This window comes from Streptomyces sp. NPDC017890, assembly GCF_044328675.1.
Lineage (GTDB): Bacteria > Actinomycetota > Actinomycetes > Streptomycetales > Streptomycetaceae > Streptomyces.
Genome location: NZ_JBIRHU010000005.1, coordinates 114,822 through 133,954 on the forward strand (window position 1 = coordinate 114,822; position 19,133 = coordinate 133,954).

The following is a 19,133-nucleotide window of genomic DNA, read 5'->3' on the forward strand; positions in this document are numbered from 1 at the left end:
GGGGGGAGGGGATCCGGCGGCCACCGGCCTGCGCGCCGCAGCCCCCGGCGCCGTACTCCTTGATCGTCCCGCTCGTCCCGATGCTCCCGAAGGTGTCGAACCATGACAGTCGCCATCGACCGCGCGACCGGCAAGCGCCGCGGTGACCGCACCCCGCGGCCCGGCCTTGGCCGGCGTCTGAAAGACGGCTACCAGAAGCACTGGTACGCCTACGCCATGATCGCGCCGGTGGCCGTCGTGATCGGCGTCCTCGTGCTGTACCCGCTCGGGTACGGCCTCTACCTCACCCTCACCGACGCCAACAGCCTCAACACGGGGCGCACGATCGGCGTCAACGAGATCGAGGCCACCTACAAGTTCGTCGGCCTGGACAACTACGCCGACATCCTGTGGGGCCCGACCGCCTACGACCGTTTCTGGTCGCACTTCATCTGGACCATCGTGTGGACGGCGGTCTGTGTCGGCCTGCACTTCTTCATCGGCCTCGGTCTCGCCCTGCTGCTCAACCAGAAGCTGCGCGGCCGCACCTTCTACCGGCTGATCCTGGTCCTGCCGTGGGCCGTGCCCACCTTCGTCACCGTCTTCGGCTGGCGCTTCATGCTCGCCGACCAGGGCATCATCAACTCGGCCCTGGACTGGCTGCACCTGCCGACGCCCGCGTGGCTCGAGGACACCTTCTGGCAGCGCTTCGCCGCGATCATGGTCAACACCTGGTGCGGTGTGCCGTTCATGATGGTCTCCCTCCTCGGCGGCCTGCAGTCCATCGACAACAGCCTGTACGAGGCCGCCGAGATGGACGGCGCGAACGCCTGGCAGCGGTTCCGCTACGTCACCCTGCCCGGCCTGAGGTCCGTCAGCTCCACCGTCGTCCTGCTCGGTGTCATCTGGACCTTCAACCAGTTCGCCGTGATCTTCCTGCTGTTCGGCAACACCGCCCCCGAGGCCCAGATCCTCGTCACCTGGGCGTACCAGCTCGGCTTCGGGCAGCAACCACGTGACTTCGCGCAGTCCGCGGCCTACGGCATCCTGCTGCTGGCCATCCTGATCGTCTTCACCTCCTTCTACCGCCGCTGGCTGAACCGCAATGAGCAGCAGCTCGCGAACTGAGGCAGGAGCCGCCATGAGTACCACCACAGCGCACACCAAGGCTCCGGCGGAGCAGGTCACCGCGTCCCTTCGGCCGCCGCGCCCGGGGCGTGGCCGCGGCGAACGCAGCCGGGCCGCGTCCCTCGCCTCCCACGGCATCCTGACCGTCGCGAGCCTCATCGCGCTCTTCCCGGTCGCCTGGCTGGTCTACCTGTCGCTGGGCCCGGACAAGAACGACTACCTGCACCCCGAGCGCATCTGGTCGAAGATGACCTTCGACAACTACGCGTACGTGCTCCAGCACACGCAGTTCTTCGACTGGCTGAAGAGCTCGCTGATCGTCTCGCTGGGCACCACGGTCATCGGCGTGATGGTCGCCGCCACCACCGGCTACGCGGTCTCGCGGATGCGCTTCCCCGGCTACAAGAAGCTGATGTGGGTGCTGCTGGTCACCCAGATGTTCCCCATCGCCGTACTGATCGTGCCGATGTACCAGATCCTGTCCGAGCTCCAGCTCGTCGACAGCTACCTCGGTCTGATCCTCGTCTACTGCTCGACCGCGGTGCCGTACTGCGCGTGGCTGCTCAAGGGCTACTTCGACACGATCCCGTTCGAGATCGACGAGGCCGGGCGCGTCGACGGGCTGACTCCCTTCGGCACCTTCTTCCGGCTGATCCTGCCGCTCGCCCGGCCGGGCCTCGCGGTCGCCGGTTTCTACAGCTTCATCACCGCCTTCGGCGAGGTCGCCTTCGCCTCGACGTTCATGCTGAGCGACACGAAGTACACCTTCGCGGTCGGTCTGCAGAGCTTCGTCAGCGAGCACGACGCGCAGCGCCATCTGATGGCCGCCACCGCCGTACTCGTCGCCATACCCGTCTCCGCGTTCTTCTACCTCGTGCAGAAGAACCTGGTGACCGGCCTGACCGCCGGCGGGACCAAGGGCTGACGCCCGCCCGGGAAAACGTCCGGCCGCGGTGCCCATCCGACCCCGCAGCGCCGCGGCCGGCCGCCTCTTCCCCCTCCCGTACCCATGTCTCCATGACCGGAACTCCGTCACATCACAAGGACGTCATGAGCCAGCAGCACTCCGCCGCACCGGCCCCCACCTCCGCCGTCGCCACCGTCGCAGGGCGCCATGACTGGTGGCGGGACGCCGTCATCTACCAGGTGTATCCGCGCAGCTTCGCCGACAGCAACGGCGACGGCATGGGCGACCTGGAGGGTGTGCGCACCCGCCTGCCGTACCTGCGCGACCTCGGCGTGGACGCCGTGTGGCTCAGCCCCTTCTACGCCTCGCCGCAGGCCGACGCCGGCTACGACGTCGCCGACTACCGGGCCGTCGACCCCATGTTCGGCAGCCTGCTGGACGCCGACGCGCTGATCCGCGACGCCCACGCGCTCGACCTGCGCATCATCGTCGACCTGGTCCCCAACCACTCCTCCGACCAGTACGAGTGGTTCAAGCGCGCCCTCGCCGAGGGTCCCGGCTCGCCCTTGCGCGACCGCTACCACTTCCGCCCGGGCAAGGGCGAGAACGGCGAACTGCCGCCCAACGACTGGGAGTCCATCTTCGGCGGCCCCGCCTGGACCCGGGTCACCGAGCCCGACGGCACGCCGGGGGAGTGGTACCTGCACCTGTTCGCCCCCGAGCAGCCCGACTTCAACTGGGAGCACCCGGCCGTCGGCGACGAGTTCCGCTCCATCCTGCGGTTCTGGCTGGACATGGGCGTCGACGGCTTCCGCATCGACGTCGCCCACGGCATGGTGAAGGCCGAGGGCCTGCCGGACCTGGGAGACCACGAGCAGCTGAAGCTGCTGGGCAACGATGTCATGCCGTTCTTCGACCAGGACGGCGTCCACGACATCTACCGCCAGTGGCGGCTGATCCTCGACGAGTACAGCGGCGAGCGCATCTTCGTCGCCGAGGCGTGGACCCCGACCGTCGAGCGGACCGCGAACTACGTCCGCCCCGACGAACTGCACCAGGCGTTCAACTTCCAGTACCTGGGCACCCACTGGGACGCCGAGGAACTGCGCACGGTCATCGACCGCACGCTGGACGCCATGCGCCCGGTCGGCGCCCCGGCCACCTGGGTCCTCTCCAACCACGACGTCACCCGGCACGCCACCCGCTTCGCCAACCCGGCGGGCCTCGGCACCCAGATCCGCCTGGCCGGCGACCGCGAGACGGGCCTGCGCCGGGCACGGGCGGCCACCCTCCTCATGCTGGCGCTGCCCGGCTCGGCCTACGTCTACCAGGGTGAGGAACTCGGCCTGCCGGACGTCGTCGACCTCCCCGACGAGGTGCGCCAGGACCCGGCGTACTTCCGGGGCGCCGGGCAGGACGGCTTCCGCGACGGCTGCCGGGTGCCGATCCCGTGGACGCGCACGGGGTCGTCGTACGGCTTCGGCGACGGCGGCAGCTGGCTGCCGCAGCCGACGGCCTGGGGCGAGCTGAGCGTCGAGGCGCAGACCGGCGAGCCCGGCTCCACCCTGGAGCTGTACCGCTCCGCGCTGGCGGTGCGCCGCCGCGACCCCGACCTGGGCGCGGGCGACGCCGTGGAGTGGCTGCGTGCCCCCGAGGGCGTCGTCGCCTTCCGGCGCGGGGAGTTCGTGTGCGTGGCCAACACCACCGGCGAGTCGGTCGCGATGCCCGCGTACGGCCGGGTGCTGCTGGCCAGCGACGAGGTGACCGAGACGGCCGGCGAGGCGAAGGTGCCGGCGGACACGACGGTGTGGTGGACCCGGGCCTGACCCCCGGCAACGCCCAGGACGCGCAAGGCCCACCGCCTCCCCACGGGGAAGCGGCGGGCCTTGCGCGTCGGGCCGGCCGGAAGGCGCGGGGGCAAGTGCCATGGAATTCCTTTCTGTTACTTTCGCAAGTCTTGCTGCAAGCCTTGCGTCGGCGTTACGGTCTCGCCGGGGTCGGACCCGATCGAGCCGTAGTCGCAAGGAGTTCACGCCTGTGATACCGAGATGGCCGGTGCCTGTCGCGCGCCGCACCGCACGAGCGAGACGGGTCGCGGCCGTCACCGTGACCGCGCTCGCCGCAGCCCTCCTCCCGCCCCTCGCCGCGCGGGCCGTCGCCCCGCCCGCGCCCCCGTCCGACGCCGAGCTGGCGAAGGCCGACGCCCGCCACGACCTCACCCGCGAGCAGTTCTACTTCGTCCTGCCGGACCGCTTCGCCAACGGTGACACCCGCAACGACAAGGGCGGCCTGACCGGCACCCGGCTCGCCACCGGCTACGACCCCACCGACAAGGGCTTCTACCAGGGCGGCGACCTCAAGGGCCTGGCCGAGAGGCTCGACTACATCAAGGGCCTGGGCACCACCTCCATCTGGATGGCGCCCATCTTCAAGAACCAGCCCGTGCAGGGCACCGGCGAGAACGCCTCCGCCGGCTACCACGGCTACTGGATCACCGACTTCACCCAGGTCGACCCGCACTTCGGCACCAACCAGGACCTCAAGAACCTCATCTCCAAGGCACACGCCAAGGGCATGAAGGTCTTCTTCGACGTCATCACCAACCACACCGCCGATGTCGTCGACTACGAGGAGAAGTCCTACGACTACCTCTCCAAGGGCGCCTTCCCCTATCTGACCCGGGACGGCGAGCCCTTCGACGACGCCGACCACGCCGACGGCGGCAACCGGTTCCCTGGGGTGGACGCGGGTTCCTTCCCGCGCACGCCGGTCGTCCCCGCCGCGAAGAAGGACCTCAAGGTCCCGAAGTGGCTCAACGACCCCGGGATGTACCACAACCGCGGCGACTCCACCTGGGCCGGCGAGTCCGCCACCTACGGCGACTTCTCCGGCCTCGACGACCTGTGGACCGAACGGCCCGAGGTCGTCAGCGGCATGGAGAAGATCTACCAGCGGTGGGTGAAGGACTTCGCCATCGACGGCTTCCGCATCGACACCGTGAAGCACGTCAACATGGAGTTCTGGACCCAGTGGGCGACCGCGCTCGACGCGTACGCGGCGAAGAAGGGACGCGACGACTTCTTCATGTTCGGCGAGGTCTACTCCGCCGACACCTCCGTCACCTCCCCGTACGTCACCCAGGGCCGCCTGGACTCGACTCTCGACTTCCCCTTCCAGGACGCCGCCCGCGCGTACGCCTCCCAGGGCGGCAGCGCGAAGAAGCTGGGGGCCGTCTTCGGTGACGACTGGAAGTACACGACCGACAAGGCCAACGCCTACGAACAGGTCACCTTCCTCGGCAACCACGACATGGGCCGCTTCGGCACCTTCCTCAAGCAGGACGACCCGGAGGCCACCGACGCCCAGTTGCTGAAGAAGGCGCGGCTCGCCAACGAGCTGATGTTCCTCAACCGGGGCAATCCCGTCGTCTACTACGGCGACGAGCAGGGCTTCACCGGCGCCGGCGGCGACAAGGACGCCCGCCAGACCATGTTCGCCTCCCGCACCGCCGACTACCTGGACGACGACCAGCTCGGCACGGACCGCACCCACGCCGACGACGCGTACGACACGCGAGCACCGCTCTACCAGCAGATCAGTGCTCTCGCGAAGCTCCGCAAGGCCCACCCCGCCCTCGCCGACGGAGTGCAGACCGAGCGCTACGCGGCCGACGGCGCCGGCGTCTACGCCTTCTCCCGCACCGACGCCGAGAGCGGCACCGAGTACCTCGTCGCCTTCAACAACGCGGGCGAGGCGAAGACCGCGACCTTCCGGACCGGCTCGGCCGGCATGACCTTCCGCGGCCTGTACGGCACCGACGACGACGTGAAGTCGGGCGCCGACAGCAAGGTCACGGTCACCGTCCCGGCCGGGTCGGCCATCGTCCTCAAGGCCGCCGGCCCGCTCGCCGAGCCCACGACCGGGCCGACGGTCACCCTCACCGCCCCCGAGCCGGGCGCCACGGGCACCGTCGAGCTGACGGCCGGCGTCACCGGCGGACAGCTGAACCGCGTCGTCTTCGCCGCCCAGACCGGCGACGGCAAGTGGCGCACCCTCGGCTCCGCCGACCACGCCCCGTACAAGGTCACCCACACCATCGGCGAGGACACCCCGGCCGGCACCGCCCTGCGCTACAAGGCGGTCGTCGTCGACTCGGCGGGCCGCACCGCGAGCGCCACGGCCGCCTCCACGACCGGCACCCCGCCCGTCGAGCAGCCGCCCACCGCCGCGTCCCGCGATTACGCGATCGTCCACTACAAGCGCGAGGACGGGAACTACGACGACTGGGGCCTGTACGCCTGGGGCGACCTCGCCGACGGCGAGGCGACCACCTGGCCCGACAGCCACCCCTTCACCGGCCGCGACGCCTACGGCGCCTTCGCCCACGTCAAGCTCAAGCCCGGCGCGAGCAACGTGAACTTCCTCGTCATCGACAAGGACGGAAACAAGGACGTCACCGCCGACCGCACGATCGACGTCACCCGGACGGGCGAGGTGTGGATCGAGCAGGGCAAGGAGCAGGTCACCACGGAGCGGCCCGAGTACCCCGCCCAGGACACCACCAAGGCCGTCCTGCACTACCACCGCGCCGACGGGAACTACGACGGCTGGGGCCTGCACGTCTGGGGCGACGCCGCGAACCCCACCGACTGGTCGAAGCCGCTGATGCCGGTGAAGACTGATTCCTATGGCGCGGTCTTCGAGGTACCGCTCACCGAGGGTGCCGACAGTCTCAGCTACATCGTCCACAAGGGCGACGAGAAGGACCTCCCCACCGACCAGGCCCTCGACCTCAAGGCCGACGGCCACGAGGTGTGGCTGCTCAGCGGCGAGGAGAAGTACCTGCTGCCGCAGCCGGCCGGCTCGGCGGCGGCCGTCGACCTCACCACCTCCAAGGCGGTCTGGATCGACCGGAACACCGTCGCCTGGAACGGCTCCGACGGCGCCGCCTCCACCCAGCTGCTCGCCTCCCGCAACGGCTCGGTCAAGGCCGAGAACGGCACCCTGACCGCCGACGACGAGACCGCCTGGCTCCGCCTCACCAGGACCACCCTCACCGACGCCCAGAAGGCGAAGTTCCCGCACCTCGAGGCCTACGCCGCCTGGTCCGTCGACCCGCGCGACCGCGACCGGGTGCGCGAGGCGCTGCGCGGCCAGGTCGTCGCCTCCCAGCGTGCCGCCACCGGCGCCGTGCTCGCGGCGACGGGCGTGCAGACCGGCGGCGTCCTGGACGACCTGTACGCCGCCGAGGCGACCGGGGCCGGCCTCGGGCCGACCTTCCGGCACGGCCGTCCCACGCTGTCCGTGTGGGCGCCGACCGCGCAGAGCGTGTCCCTGGAGATCGGTGACCGCACGGTCCGGATGCGGCGCGACGACGACAGCGGTGTCTGGTCCGCCACCGGTCCGAAGTCCTGGAAGGGCCAGGCCTACCGCTACGCCGTGAAGGTGTGGGCGCCGGACGCCGGCGAGGTCGTCACCAACAAGGTCACCGACCCGTACTCGCTCGCCCTGACCACCGACTCCGAGCGCAGCCTCGTCGTCGACCTGGGCGACCGTTCCCTCGCCCCGCGCGGCTGGGACCGCTACGAGAAGCCCGAGGCGGTACCGCTCAGGGACGCCCAGATCCAGGAGCTGCACATCCGCGACTTCTCCGTCGCGGACCGGACGGCGGACCCCGACCACCGGGGCACCTACCTCGCCTTCACCGACGAGAGGAGCGACGGCTCCGAGCACCTGCGCGAGCTGGCCGGGGCGGGCACGTCGTACGTCCACCTCCTGCCCGCCTTCGACATCGCCACCATCCCCGAGAAGAAGTCCGACCAGGCCACCGTCGACTGCGACCTCGCCGCGCTCCCGGCCGACTCCGACAAGCAGCAGGAGTGCGTGGCGAAGGCCGCCGGCAAGGACGCCTACAACTGGGGCTACGACCCGTATCACTACACGGTCCCCGAGGGCTCCTACGCCACCGACCCGGACGGCACCGCCCGCACGGTCGAGTTCCGCGAGATGGTCAAGGCCCTCAACGAGGACGGCCTGCGGGTCGTCATGGACGTCGTCTACAACCACACCGCGGCGAGCGGCCAGGCGAAGACCAGCGTCCTCGACCGGGTCGTCCCCGGCTACTACCAGCGGCTCCTCGCCGACGGGTCGGTGGCGAACAGCACCTGCTGTGCGGGCACCGCCACCGAGAACGCCATGATGGGCAAGCTGGTCGTCGACTCGGTCGTCACCTGGGCCAAGGAGTACAAGGTCGACGGCTTCCGCTTCGACCTCATGGGCCACCACCCGAAGGAGAACATCCTCGCGGTCCGCAAGGCCCTCGACGCCCTCACCCCCGAGAAGGACGGCGTCGACGGCAAGAAGATCATCCTGTACGGCGAGGGCTGGAACTTCGGCGAGGTCGCCGACGACGCCCGCTTCACGCAGGCCACCCAGAAGAACATGGCCGGCACCGGCATCGCGACCTTCTCCGACCGCGCCCGCGACGCCGTGCGCGGCGGCGGCCCCTTCGACGCCGACCCCGGCGTCCAGGGCTTCGCGTCGGGCCTGTACACCGACCCCAACCCCGCCGCGGACAACGGCACCCCGGCCGAGCAGAAGGCCCGCCTGCTGCACTACCAGGACCTGGTCAAGGTCGGGCTGAGCGGCAACCTCGCCGGCTACACCTTCACGGACACCGACGGCAAGGAGGTCAAGGGCTCCGAGGTCGACTACAACGGCGCCCCCGCCGGCTACGCCGAGGCCCCGGGCGACGCCCTCGCCTACGCCGACGCGCACGACAACGAGTCCCTCTTCGACGCGCTGGCCTTCAAGCTGCCGAAGGACACGCCCGCCGGTGACCGGGCCCGCATGCAGGTCCTCGCCATGGCGACCGCCGCCCTCTCGCAGGGGCCGGCGCTCTCCCAGGCGGGCACCGACCTGCTGCGCTCCAAGTCGCTGGACCGCAACTCCTACGACAGCGGCGACTGGTACAACGCCATCCACTGGAACTGCGCCGACGGCAACGGCTTCGGCCGCGGACTGCCCCCGGCCGCCGACAACAAGGACAAGTGGCCCTACGCGGGACCACTGCTGAGCACGGTCGCGGTCGGCTGCCCGCAGATCACGGGCGCCTCGGCGGCGTACCAGGACCTGCTGAAGATCCGTACGAGCGAGAAGGACTTCTCCCTGGCCACGGCGGGGCAGGTGCAGTCCCGGCTCTCCTTCCCGCTCTCCGGGAAGGACGAGACGCCCGGCGTGATCACGATGCTTCTCGGTGACCTCGTGGTCGTCTTCAACGCCACCCCCGAGCGGCAGGAGCAGCGCGTCGAGGCGGCGGCCGGGGCCGGCTACCGGCTGCACCCCGTGCAGGCGGAGGGCGCCGACTCCGTCGTGAAGGAGTCCTCGTACGTGGCGCAGAACGGCACGTTCACCGTGCCCGGCCGTACGGTCGCCGTGTTCCAGCGGGCCGGCTGACGGCAGGAGCACTGCGGTTAGGGTGAGCCCTGCTGTTTCCTGAAACGGGAGGGCTCATGCCGCAGATCACCGTCGACTACTCCGCCGAGCTCGCGGACGACTTCGACCGGCCCGCCTTCGCGCGGGCCCTGCACACCGCCGTCGTAGAGATCGCGGCCGCCAAGCCGCCGGCCTGCAAGACGCAGTTCCGCCGCGGTGAGGACACCACGGTCGGCCCCGACACCGAGGGGCACGCCGTCGTGCACGTCACCCTGGGGCTGCTCCCCGGCCGCACCGACGAGACCAAGGTGCGCCTCACCGAGGCCGTACTGGAGCTGCTGCGCCAGTACGTCAAGCCGGGCGACGGCCTCGCCCTGCACGCCTCCGCCGAGATACGCGACCTGGACCCGTCGTACCGGAAGTTCGAGAGCTAACCCGCGAGAGCGGTGAGCCGGCCGGCCAGGCCGCCGAAGGGGCCGCCGGCCGGCTCGTCCTCGACGACACGGCGCAGCAGGGCGCGCATCTCCTCGTCGTGGGCGGCGCTCACCGCGGCCAGCGCGGCGAAGTCGTGCACGAGCTGGACCTCCAGCTCGGCCCGGGGGATGCGGCGCCCGTCCAGCCAGATCAGGGCCGTCGACTCGGCGAGCGAGATCCAGGAACGGACGACCAGTTCCAGCCGTGCGGGCGGATCGGTGACGCCCAGGTGCGTAAGGATCTGGACATACGCGGCCTGCCGCACGGAGTCCACGAGCGCGTCGGTCGTGGAGGCCGTGCTCACCGAGCAGGCTCCGCCCGCGGCGACGGCCGGACCACCGCGCATCAGCGCCGAGAAACCGGGTCCGTGCTCGTCGACGAAGTCGAAGTACCGGCCCATCACCCGCAGCAGCCGCGCACCCAGCGGGCCCTCGGCCGGCTCGACGAAGCGGGCCGCCAGGTCGTCCGAGGCGCGCTTCAACGCGGCCTCGTACAGGCTGAGTTTGCCGGGGAAGTAGTGGTAGACCAGCGGGCGCGAGATGCCCGCGGCCGACGCTATCTCGTCGATGGAGACCTCGTCGGGCGAGCGGCGGCTGAACAGCTCGAGCGCGACGCCGATCAACTGCTGCCGTCGCTCCTCGACGCCCATCCTGCGGCGCACCCCGGTAGTCATACGAACACCTTACCGATCGAATCCGGCCTTCGAACGGGCCGGACCGGGCGTCGGTGTCCTACCGCAGACCGCCGATCGTCCGCCCGTCCTCCAGGGTTCCCGTCAGCTCGGCCCGCGCGCCCTGCTCGGTCCTCACCGTCAGCAGGTTGCCGTCGGCCGAGCCGCTGATGCCGCCCGTCGCCCCGACCGACTCCGCGTCACCGCTGCCGGCGGCCAGCAGGTACCAGTGCCCGTCCTGCGACTTCCACAGCACCCCGGCCAGCACGTGCGGGTCGCGCGCGCCGCACGCCGGTACGTCCTGCGCCTTCGCCGCCACCGCGCCCCGCGCCCCGCCCGGCGTCCGGAACTGGGCCAGCACCCGCGCCCCGCGGCCACGCCAGGTCTCGGCCCGGGTGCACATCCAGTCTCCCGACCCGGCCGCGTCGGGCAGCGGCTGCGTCGCGAACCGCCAGGCGTTCACCGACCGCACGCCCTGACCGCGCACCGCGCCCAGCGAGCAGGCGTACGGCGCCCAGGCGCGCAACGCCTCGCCGCCGGAGGCGTCCTCGGCCGAGCCGGGGCGTCCGGTGGTGAGGCGGGCCGGGACCAGCTCGCCGAGGTCGGTCACCACACGGGTGTCCGGGCCGTCGGTCAGCTCCAGGACGTTCCAGGACGTGCACGCCCCCGACTCCTGCCGCACGGGGCCGGCCACCGGCGAGGTCACACCCCGGGTCAGCGTCAGGTCCCGCGTGGCGGAGTCCGGGTCGGCGAGGTCCCGCCCGGCCGCCTTCGTCACCCAGGGCGCCGTCAGGTAGCGGACGTTGCCGTCGGCCCGGCCGAGGACCACCGCGCCGGCGTGCGCCCGGTCGGCCCCGTCGGTGCGCGCGAGGTCCAGGGCGGCGCCGGCCGTGCCGTCCTTCGGCTCGGCGTACCTGACGACGCGCAGACCGTCGTGCAGGATCACCACACGCGCGTTGTCGACGTTCCCGGCGTACAGCAGCTGGGGCGGGCCGGCGGGGCCGCCGGTCGGGGTGCCCGGCGTCGCCGACACCCTCACGCTCGCGCCGGGCCGGGCCCAGACGGCGAGGGCACGGCGCAGCAGCTCCCTGTCGCCGGTGAGGTCCCCGCGGGCCGGCCACACCGAGAAGTCGGTGCGCGCGGAGGTCTCCCACGCGGCGGGGGCGGCCTTCGTGAGTCTGCCGGGGTCGAGGGCGGCCTGCGCCGCCGGGTTGTGGGCGTAGGGCGGGGCGGCGGCGCCGTCCGGTCCCCAGCCGTCGCCGGGCAGGCCCAGCAGCGCCCCGCACACCACCAGGGCCGCACCCGCGACCAGCGCGGCCTTCGTGTGCTGCCGGCGGCGCATCAGGTCGGTCGGCCGGGCCTGCAGCGAGCAGGGGTCGAACTCGGCGGAGCCGAGCAGTTCGTACCGGCCGGGCAGCTCGGCGGCCTCCCGCAGCGCGGCGTCCGCGTCGGTGACCCCGGCGGCGCCGAGCAGCTGCCGCACGTCGCCGTCGGGGAGCTTCTCCAGCCCCCGCAGCACGTACGCCGCCCGGCCCGGCGCGGTGAGGGCCGACAGCCGCTGGTCCAGGGCGAGTTCGTCGGCGCCGCCGGAGCGCGGGAAGAGCTTGAGTCCCCGCACCTGGGGCAGCAGCGGCGGCAGCTGGGACCGCTTGGGCCACGCGCGCCGCCTGAGCGGGAGGCCCGCCTCCAGCGCCGTACGGACGACCCGGAGGCGGACCAGGGCGTAGCCGGGGTCGGTGTCGCGGCCCGGCGACTGGGCCGGGATCACGGGTGCCGTCGTCCGGTTGCGGGGCAGCGCGCGCTGAGTGAGGGCGTGCGCGGTCAGGACGCGGCGGCTCCGGCCGAGGCCCGGCGGCAGCACCAGGTAGGCGAGCCGGACCAGACGCGGGTAGTGCTCGACGAGCGCGGCCTCGGCCTGCTCGACGTCGACGACCGGGTGGGCCGGGGAAGTGGAGGACGGTGCGGGGCGCGGGGCGACATCCTGTGGCTGCACGTTCAGCAGAACGAGCGAATCGGTGGTTGGTCACCGTGCCCGGATCAGTCCTCGGGTTCCACCAGCAGCCGTGCGTAGGTGGCCATCGAGCGCTGATAACGCGGCAGATGGGGCGCGAGCGCTCCGAGCACCAGCGACAGGCCCTCACGGTCGCGGCCCATGCTCGACAGGCAGAGCGCGAGCGTGGCGCGAACGGCGTCGTCCAGTTCGTCCGACGGGGCCAGCAGCTCGGGCGACAGCAGCTTGACGCCCTCCTCCGGGTGTCCGGTGTTCCGCAGGGAGCTGGAGAGCTGGATCTTCGCCCGGCGGCCTTTGTAGCCGCTGACCCGACTCAGTCCGCGCGCCAGTGCCTCACGGTACAGGGGCACGGCCCGGTCGGAGTGGCCCGTGGAGTCCCAGGCGCAGGCCCGCTCGAACAGGCCGAGGGGGCTGTCGGCGGGCAACTCGTCGGCGAGCGTGTCGATCACCGCGCGGAAGGCGGCGGCCTCGTCTTCGGCGCAGTCGTCGAACGCCGCCCACGCTGCGGTGACACGGTCTTCCCAGTCCTGGTCCACGGCTGCCACTTTCGCACGGGTGTGCCCGCAAGGGCACCCGGATCGCTGAATACTTCGCGCCCCGCGGCCGTACCGATGAAGAGAGCCCTCGCCGGGGCTCCGGGCGGCATGTCGTCACAGCGGACCGGAGGAACACATGAGGCTGACCCGACCGATGCTCGCGCCGGTCGCAGCGGTGGCGGTACTGGCGCTGACGGGGTGCGGATCCGGCGGGGACGCCCCGGCGGCCGTGCCGAGGACGGTGACCGGCAGCCTGGAGCACCTGGCCGCCGAGGCGAAGTGCGCCCCGGACATGCAGACCGACGAGGACACCATCCGCCAGGCCCTGTGCGGGAAGGGCGACGAGAAGTACGTACTCGCCACCTTCGCCACCGACCGGGGGCAGCGCGAGTGGCTCGACACGGCCAAGGACTACGGCGGTCACTACCTCGTCGGCCGCAAGTGGGTCGCCGTCGGCCACGAGGACGTCGTGGCGGACCTGCGCGGCCGGCTCGGCGGAACCCTGGAGCAGGGCACGCGCCACGGCGGCGGCCACTCGCCGGGGCATGGCGGGCACGGCGGCTGACCCGTACGGGACGGCGAGGGGGCCGGTGGCGCATGCCGCCACCGGCCCCCTCACCCGTCCTGGGACTGCCGGCTACTGGCAGTCCTCGCCGCTGTTGATGCAGTCGACCACCTCGTTCATCAGGTCCTCGTCCATGACGTTGATGAAGTCGTTGTGATCGGTGATCGGCTTGTGCAGCTGCTCCGGGAAGCTGTCCACGGCGTACGGGTCGCGCACCGAGCCGTTCTCGACGGTCGGGGCGGGGATGTCGTACACCAGGCGGACCTGGAGCTGAGGGATGGCCCGGAAGCCGTTCGCGCAGCTGCCGTCCTGCTGGACGAACGCCACGTGGTCCCGGTGGTTGGCGCTGTCGATGTTCTGGCCGTCCCAGCAGCTCTGGAAGTTGGCCGTGCGCACCACCTGGCTGCCCTCCGGGCAGATCGGGTACTTGTCGGTGACCTGCCGGTCCTCGAAGCCGGTGCAGCTCCACGAACTGTTGGCGTTCGCGTCGCCGTTGGTGAAGGACTTGGCGTCACCGGTGATGATGCGCAGGAACTTCGGCATGGCGACGACGTCGCCCTGCTGGTTGCCGACGAACCTCAGCTCCGCCCGGGCCGGCTTCAGGATCTTGCCGACGTTGCCGTCGGCGCCGCCGCCCAGGTCGTCCGCGTCGAACTCCTCCGTACCGTCCTGGAGGCGCAGCACCGGCCAGTAGTAGGTGGACCTGTCGCCCTGGTTCTGGCACGAGGTGTCGGCGTTCGCCAGGTCCTCGTCGCTGGAGAAGGCGTCGTTGTCCTGGTTGCCGACGTAGTCGTGCACGTGGTGCGCGCCGTTGTCGACGCCCGGGGCGGCGATCAGGTTGTCGCTGTTGAACAGGTCGTTCTCGTTGACACCGCAGTCCGTGGTGAAGGTGCCCGTGGAACCGCCGTCTCCGTCCGCGGCCAGGCCGTTCTGGCTGTTGCGGGAGCCGGGCTGGACGTCGTTGATGTCGATGAAGTCGTCGGCCACCGGGCCGGCGACGCCGTTGCCGTTGTCGTCCGGGTCCTGGCCGCCGTCCTGGCCCTGACCGTCGCCGTCCTGGCCGTCATTCTGGCCGTCGCCGTCCTGGCCGTCGCCGTCCTGCGGCTGCTCCGCGGGCCGGCCCTGGCACTGGGCCAGTTCGTCCAGGTCGGCGTCGGCCTTGCCGCCGGCCCGGTCGACCTGCAGCTGGATCCGGTCGATGACCGCCTTCCGGCGGTCCCCCAGCGGGCCGAGGATGGCGTTCTGCACGTACCGCGAGTCACCGGCCTGGGCGCGGCGCGTGGTGGCGAGGCGCTTGTAGGCGTCGGTGATCTGGCCGTCCATCGTGGCGAGTTCGCCGTCGACCTCCCCGCGCGCCCGGTCCGGCACGTCACGGATCTGCTGGCCGACGTCGGGGCAGTCGATCGTCGCGACCTGCGCGGCGGCGGACCTCGTCCGGTTGTGTGCCGGATTCTCCTCGTGCGCCGAGGCGTGGAAGTTCGCCCAGACCAGCCCGCCCCCGCCGACCGCCAGGGCCGCCGCCCCGGCTACGACCTTGGTGGCCAGCGGCGTACGGCGTTTTCTTGTGTTGCGTCCCATGGAACTCCTCTGACTTCCTTGCGGGGCATCGAGGGCGCCCGACAGGAGTGAAGCGGCTCCCTTCCATACGGAGCCCGTCCCAGGGGTGTTCAGTCGCCTCGGGAACTGCCGGGTCCTGTGGGACTCAAGTGGTCAGCGGCCGCGGTCCAGATACGCCAGAACCGCCAGCACACGGCGGTTGTCGTCGTCCGACACCTCGAGGCTCAGCTTGGCGAAGATGTTCGCCGTGTGTTTCGCGATCGCCCGCTCCGTGACGACGAGCCTGCCGGCGATCGCCGCGTTGGTCCGTCCCTGCGCCATCAGCTCCAGCACCTCCCGCTCCCGGGGGGTGAGCCGCTCCAGCGGCCGGTCCTGAGCCGCACGCCGGCTGAGCAGTTGCTGGATGACCTGCGGGTCCATCGCCGTACCGCCCGCCGCGACGCGCCGTACCGCGTCCACGAACTGCTCCGCGTCGAACACCCGGTCCTTGAGCAGGTATCCCACCCCGCCGCTGCCGTCGGCGAGCAGCTCCCGCGCGTACAGCTGCTCCACGTGCTGGGAGAGGACCAGCACCGGCAGCCCCGGCCGCTTGCGGCGGGCCTCGAGTGCGCACTGCAGGCCCTCGTCGGTGAGCGTGGGCGGCAGGCGTACGTCGACGACGGCGACGTCCGGCTCCAGTTCGGCCAGTGCCCGGGACAGCTCGGGGCCGGTCTCGACGGCCGCGGCGATCTCGAAGTCGTGGGCCTCGAGGAGCCGGACCAGCCCGTCGCGCAGCAGGAACAGGTCTTCGGCTAGGACAACGCGCAAGGGATCTCCATGGTGACCATGGTGGGGCCGCCCGCGGGTGAACTGACGGCCAGGACGCCGTCGAATGTACCGAGTCGCCGCTCCACCCCGGCCAGGCCCGACCCGGCTCCGATCACCGCGCCGCCCTTGCCGTTGTCGGTGACGGAGATGCGCAGATGACCTTCCACGTGGTGCATGTCGATCCAGATCCGGTCCGCACCGGAGTGCTTCACGGCGTTGGTGAGGATCTCGCTGACAGCGAAGTACCCGGCCGACTCCACCGGGGCCTCCGCGCGGCCGGGCAGCTCCGCCTCGACCTCGACGGTGACGGGCAGCCGCAGCGACAGGGCCCGTACGGCGTCGCCCAGGCCGCGTTCGGCGAGCACCGGCGGGTGGATGCCGCGCACCAGTTCGCGCAGTTCGGTCAGCGCCTCGGCGGAGGACCGGCGGGTCTGTGCGAGGAGTTCCCGGGCCTTCGCCGGGTTCTTCTCCAGCAGCGTCTCGATGGTGCCCAGGTCCATGCCCATGGCGACCAGCCGGGCCTGCGCCCCGTCGTGCAGGTCGCGCTCGATGCGGCGCAGTTCGGCGGCGGAGGTGTCCACGGCGTCACGGCGGGTCTCGGTCAGCACGCGTACCCGCTCGGCGAGTTCCTCCTGGCCGGAGCCGAGGACGGCGCCGGTGAGCCGGAAGTGGGCGCGCAGCAGGAGCGGGGTGAGCCAGTACGCGGCGACGAGGAGAACGGCGCCCAGTGCGGCGGCGTAGAAGGCCGAGGTCTGGTCGGTGACGCGGACGAACCCGTACCAGTACCCGTCGGGCAGGACCCGCCACAGCCCGGCCGCGATCACGAGCCCCTCCAACGGGTACAGCGGCAGCGCGAAGGTCAGCAGCGCGGTGACGAAACCGGCCGTCATGTCGACCGGCAGCCACAGGAAGTCCCGCCAGGTCGCAGGGTCACCGAGCATGCCGAAGGTGCGCGCCCACGGGTTGGCGTTCTCGGGCAGCGGCCGGTACGCCCGCTGGATCCGCACCCCGCCCCACTCGGCGGCGAGCAGCCGACGCCAGTCCGCGAACATCCGCACGCCCGTCAGCACCCACGGCGTGGTGACGAGGCCGATCCCGATCGGGACGAGCGCGATGGACACCAGGGTCAGGCAGAAGCACAGCACCGCGCCGGGCAGGGAGATCAGTGCCAGCGCAAGTCCCCGCACGGCCGACAGCGCCACACCCCGCGTACGTGTCATCAGGCCGCTCTTCTGGTCGTCGCGCTTCGTCTCGATGCTCATGCCGTCAGTCTCGCCGAGGCGGCGGCACGGGTCACTGGGCCGAACCCCCCGGTCAGGAGGTGGTGTCAGGTACACCTTCGCCGGGCCCGCTCCGGTCGGCGCCGAGGACCTTCGCCTCCGTCTCCGGGTCCAGCCCGACCGGCGGCCGGTCCGGGCGCCGCGGCGCCGTGCCGCCGATCTCCCGCAGCCAGGCCCAGGTGTCGGCGACGGTGTCACCGGCCGGCCGGCAGTTCAGGCCCGTCGCCAGCGCCCGGGAGACGTCCGCGCCGTGCAGGGCGTCGTGCAGGTCGCTGCCCGGTGGCGTCCACACCGGCAGTCGCGTCCAGGGCTCGATGCCGGCGTCGAGGACGGTTCTGGGGGCGGTCCAGCGCAGCTCCGCCGGGCCGCCCGTCACCCTCACGCAGGCGTCGAGCAGGGCGCCCATGGTGGTGTGCCCCGGCGGGGAGACCAGGTTGCAGGGGCCGCTGAGTTCCCGCTCCACCGCCCCGAGGACCCAGTCGGCGAGGTCGCGGACGTCGACGTACTGGAGGGGCAGGTCCCGCGGACCCGGCGCGAGCACCGGGCCGCCGCGTGCGACGCGGTTCAGCCACCACGGCAGCCGCCCGATGTTCTCGTACGGGCCGAGGATCAGCCCGGACCGGGCGAGCACCGAACGGTCCGCGCCGAAGGCGTCCAGCACGGCCAGCTCGGCGCCCCGCTTGTCCCGGGCGTAGTCGCTCTGCCCGGCGTCCGCCGAGGCGCCCTCGACGAGCGGGGCGTCCTCGGTGTACCCGGCGGGCGGGGCCCAGGCGTACACCGAGCAGCTGGACACGTACACGTACCGGCCGGCGCGGCCCCGCAGCAGCCGCGCCGCGTCCCGCACCACCTGGGGCGCCGCCGACCAGGTGTCGACGACGGCGTCCCACGTGCCGTCGGCCAGGGCGGTGAGCCCGTCGGGTGCGGTGCGGTCGCCGTGCAGCGCCCGTGCCCCGGGCGGCGGGGCGTGCCGTCCGCGGTGGAGGACGGTCACCTCCCAGCCGCGCCCGAGCGCCGCCTCGACCACGGCCCGCCCCACGAACTCCGTACCGCCCAGCACCAGTAGCCTCATACGGGTCACTGTGCCCGGTGCGGTGACCCGGAGGAAGCGCTGTCTGCCGTCGGCAGAAACCGGCGGCGGTGGCTCACCGTCCGTTCGGCGGCGTGTACTTGTAGCCGACGCGCCGGACGGTCTGGATCGTCCGGCGGTGCTCGGCACCGAGCTTGCGGCGCAGCCGGGCGACGTGCACGTCGACGGTGCGGCCGTCGCCCACGTGACCGTACCCCCACACCGTGGTGACCAGCCGGTCGCGGGTGTGTACGCGGTGCGGATGCGTGACGAGATGCGCGAGCAGCTCGAACTCCAGGTAGGTCAGGTCGAGTTCGCGGCCGTCCACCGCGGCGGTGCGGCGCGCGGTGTCGATCCGGACGAGCGGGTCGCCGCCCTGGCCGTCACCCGGGGCGCCGGCGCCGTCCCCGGTGGCCTTCGGCGGCGTGCCGTCCACACCCACCGGCGGGAACGGCGGCTGGTGCCGGTCGGCCGGGACGAGTACCAGGTAGCCGACCATCGGTGGCCGCCCCGGCAGCGCGGGCAGGGCGTGCGGGGGAGCGGGCAGCCAGGTGGCGCCGGGCGGCAGCAGGTCCGCGACGTACGCCGCCTCGTCCCGGTCGACGGCACGCGGCCGGTGCCGGGGGTCACCGGAGGCGGGGAGGGAGGTGACGGGGGAGGAGGCGGAGGAGGCGAGGGGAACGGTGGACAGGGAGCGGGTGGTCGCCATGAGACGTCAG

General features: G+C 71.9%; 14 protein-coding genes. 6 read left to right on the forward strand and 8 right to left on the reverse strand.

Going from position 1 to position 19,133, the window contains the following annotated elements:
- Nucleotides 1–102: 102 nt before the first annotated feature.
- The 5 genes from ACH4F2_RS08540 (at nt 103) to ACH4F2_RS08560 (ending at nt 9,882) form a co-directional block, all read left to right on the forward strand.
- Nucleotides 103–1,107: a carbohydrate ABC transporter permease gene (locus ACH4F2_RS08540; RefSeq protein ID WP_398131940.1), complete on the forward strand. Its 1,005-nt coding sequence runs from the start codon at nt 103–105 to the stop codon at nt 1,105–1,107.
- Between the two features lie 13 nt (nt 1,108–1,120).
- On the forward strand, nt 1,121–2,032 hold the full coding sequence (locus tag ACH4F2_RS08545) for a sugar ABC transporter permease (RefSeq protein WP_398131941.1): 912 nt from the start codon (nt 1,121–1,123) through the stop codon (nt 2,030–2,032).
- Nucleotides 2,033–2,157: 125 nt separating this feature from the next.
- Nucleotides 2,158–3,840, forward strand: a complete 1,683-nt coding sequence (locus ACH4F2_RS08550; RefSeq protein WP_398131942.1) for a glycoside hydrolase family 13 protein — start codon at nt 2,158–2,160, stop codon at nt 3,838–3,840.
- Nucleotides 3,841–4,051: 211 nt separating this feature from the next.
- Complete coding sequence (pulA, locus tag ACH4F2_RS08555) at nt 4,052–9,469, forward strand: pullulanase-type alpha-1,6-glucosidase (protein ID WP_398131943.1); 5,418 nt, start codon at nt 4,052–4,054, stop codon at nt 9,467–9,469.
- A gap of 56 nt (nt 9,470–9,525) precedes the next feature.
- Nucleotides 9,526–9,882, forward strand: coding sequence for a 5-carboxymethyl-2-hydroxymuconate Delta-isomerase (locus tag ACH4F2_RS08560; protein WP_398131944.1), 357 nt, complete (start codon nt 9,526–9,528; stop codon nt 9,880–9,882).
- Here ACH4F2_RS08560 and ACH4F2_RS08565 read toward each other — a convergent pair.
- Genes ACH4F2_RS08565 through ACH4F2_RS08575 form a run of 3 tightly spaced genes read right to left on the reverse strand, consistent with a single transcriptional unit; the run spans nt 9,879 to nt 13,139 of the window.
- Nucleotides 9,879–10,595 carry a TetR/AcrR family transcriptional regulator gene (locus ACH4F2_RS08565; RefSeq protein ID WP_398131945.1) on the reverse strand — a complete coding sequence of 239 codons (717 nt, stop codon included), beginning with the start codon at nt 10,593–10,595 and terminating at the stop codon, nt 9,879–9,881. The genes ACH4F2_RS08560 and ACH4F2_RS08565 overlap by 4 nt on opposite strands.
- Before the next feature lie 58 nt (nt 10,596–10,653).
- Entirely contained in the window at nt 10,654–12,585 is a 1,932-nt protein-coding gene (locus ACH4F2_RS08570; protein WP_398131946.1) for a hypothetical protein, read from the reverse strand.
- A 44-nt stretch (nt 12,586–12,629) separates the two neighbouring features.
- A complete protein-coding gene (locus ACH4F2_RS08575; protein ID WP_398131947.1) occupies nt 12,630–13,139 on the reverse strand; it encodes a tetratricopeptide repeat protein in 510 nt (169 codons plus the stop codon).
- A gap of 136 nt (nt 13,140–13,275) precedes the next feature.
- On the opposite strand from ACH4F2_RS08575, the gene ACH4F2_RS08580 reads away from it, so the two are divergent.
- A complete protein-coding gene (locus tag ACH4F2_RS08580) occupies nt 13,276–13,704 on the forward strand; it encodes a hypothetical protein (RefSeq protein WP_398131948.1) in 429 nt (142 codons plus the stop codon).
- Nucleotides 13,705–13,776: 72 nt separating this feature from the next.
- Here the strand turns inward: ACH4F2_RS08580 and ACH4F2_RS08585 are convergent, their stop codons facing one another.
- From ACH4F2_RS08585 to ACH4F2_RS08605, 5 genes are all read right to left on the reverse strand, one after another.
- Entirely contained in the window at nt 13,777–15,282 is a 1,506-nt protein-coding gene (locus ACH4F2_RS08585; protein WP_398131949.1) for a DUF1996 domain-containing protein, read from the reverse strand.
- Between the two features lie 132 nt (nt 15,283–15,414).
- Nucleotides 15,415–16,068 (reverse strand): LuxR C-terminal-related transcriptional regulator, encoded by a 654-nt coding sequence (locus tag ACH4F2_RS08590; protein ID WP_398131950.1) that lies wholly within the window; start codon nt 16,066–16,068, stop codon nt 15,415–15,417.
- Entirely contained in the window at nt 16,053–17,330 is a 1,278-nt protein-coding gene (locus tag ACH4F2_RS08595) for a sensor histidine kinase (protein WP_398131951.1), read from the reverse strand. The genes ACH4F2_RS08590 and ACH4F2_RS08595 overlap by 16 nt, the downstream gene beginning before the upstream one ends.
- 52 nt (nt 17,331–17,382) lie before the next feature.
- A complete protein-coding gene (locus ACH4F2_RS08600) occupies nt 17,383–18,417 on the reverse strand; it encodes an SDR family oxidoreductase (RefSeq protein ID WP_398131952.1) in 1,035 nt (344 codons plus the stop codon).
- A gap of 73 nt (nt 18,418–18,490) precedes the next feature.
- Complete coding sequence (locus tag ACH4F2_RS08605; protein WP_398131953.1) at nt 18,491–19,123, reverse strand: winged helix-turn-helix domain-containing protein; 633 nt, start codon at nt 19,121–19,123, stop codon at nt 18,491–18,493.
- Nucleotides 19,124–19,133 lie beyond the last annotated feature (10 nt).

Coding starts and splice junctions, on each gene's coding strand:
- ACH4F2_RS08545 (WP_398131941.1), top strand. CDS start 1,121: ATGAGTACCACCACAGCGCACACCAAGGCTCCGGCGGAGCAGGTCACC.
- ACH4F2_RS08585 (WP_398131949.1), bottom strand. CDS start 15,282: ATGGGACGCAACACAAGAAAACGCCGTACGCCGCTGGCCACCAAGGTC.
- ACH4F2_RS08560 (WP_398131944.1), top strand. CDS start 9,526: ATGCCGCAGATCACCGTCGACTACTCCGCCGAGCTCGCGGACGACTTC.
- ACH4F2_RS08540 (WP_398131940.1), top strand. CDS start 103: ATGACAGTCGCCATCGACCGCGCGACCGGCAAGCGCCGCGGTGACCGC.
- ACH4F2_RS08580 (WP_398131948.1), top strand. CDS start 13,276: ATGAGGCTGACCCGACCGATGCTCGCGCCGGTCGCAGCGGTGGCGGTA.
- ACH4F2_RS08565 (WP_398131945.1), bottom strand. CDS start 10,595: ATGACTACCGGGGTGCGCCGCAGGATGGGCGTCGAGGAGCGACGGCAG.
- ACH4F2_RS08605 (WP_398131953.1), bottom strand. CDS start 19,123: ATGGCGACCACCCGCTCCCTGTCCACCGTTCCCCTCGCCTCCTCCGCC.
- ACH4F2_RS08550 (WP_398131942.1), top strand. CDS start 2,158: ATGAGCCAGCAGCACTCCGCCGCACCGGCCCCCACCTCCGCCGTCGCC.
- ACH4F2_RS08595 (WP_398131951.1), bottom strand. CDS start 17,330: ATGAGCATCGAGACGAAGCGCGACGACCAGAAGAGCGGCCTGATGACA.
- ACH4F2_RS08600 (WP_398131952.1), bottom strand. CDS start 18,417: ATGAGGCTACTGGTGCTGGGCGGTACGGAGTTCGTGGGGCGGGCCGTG.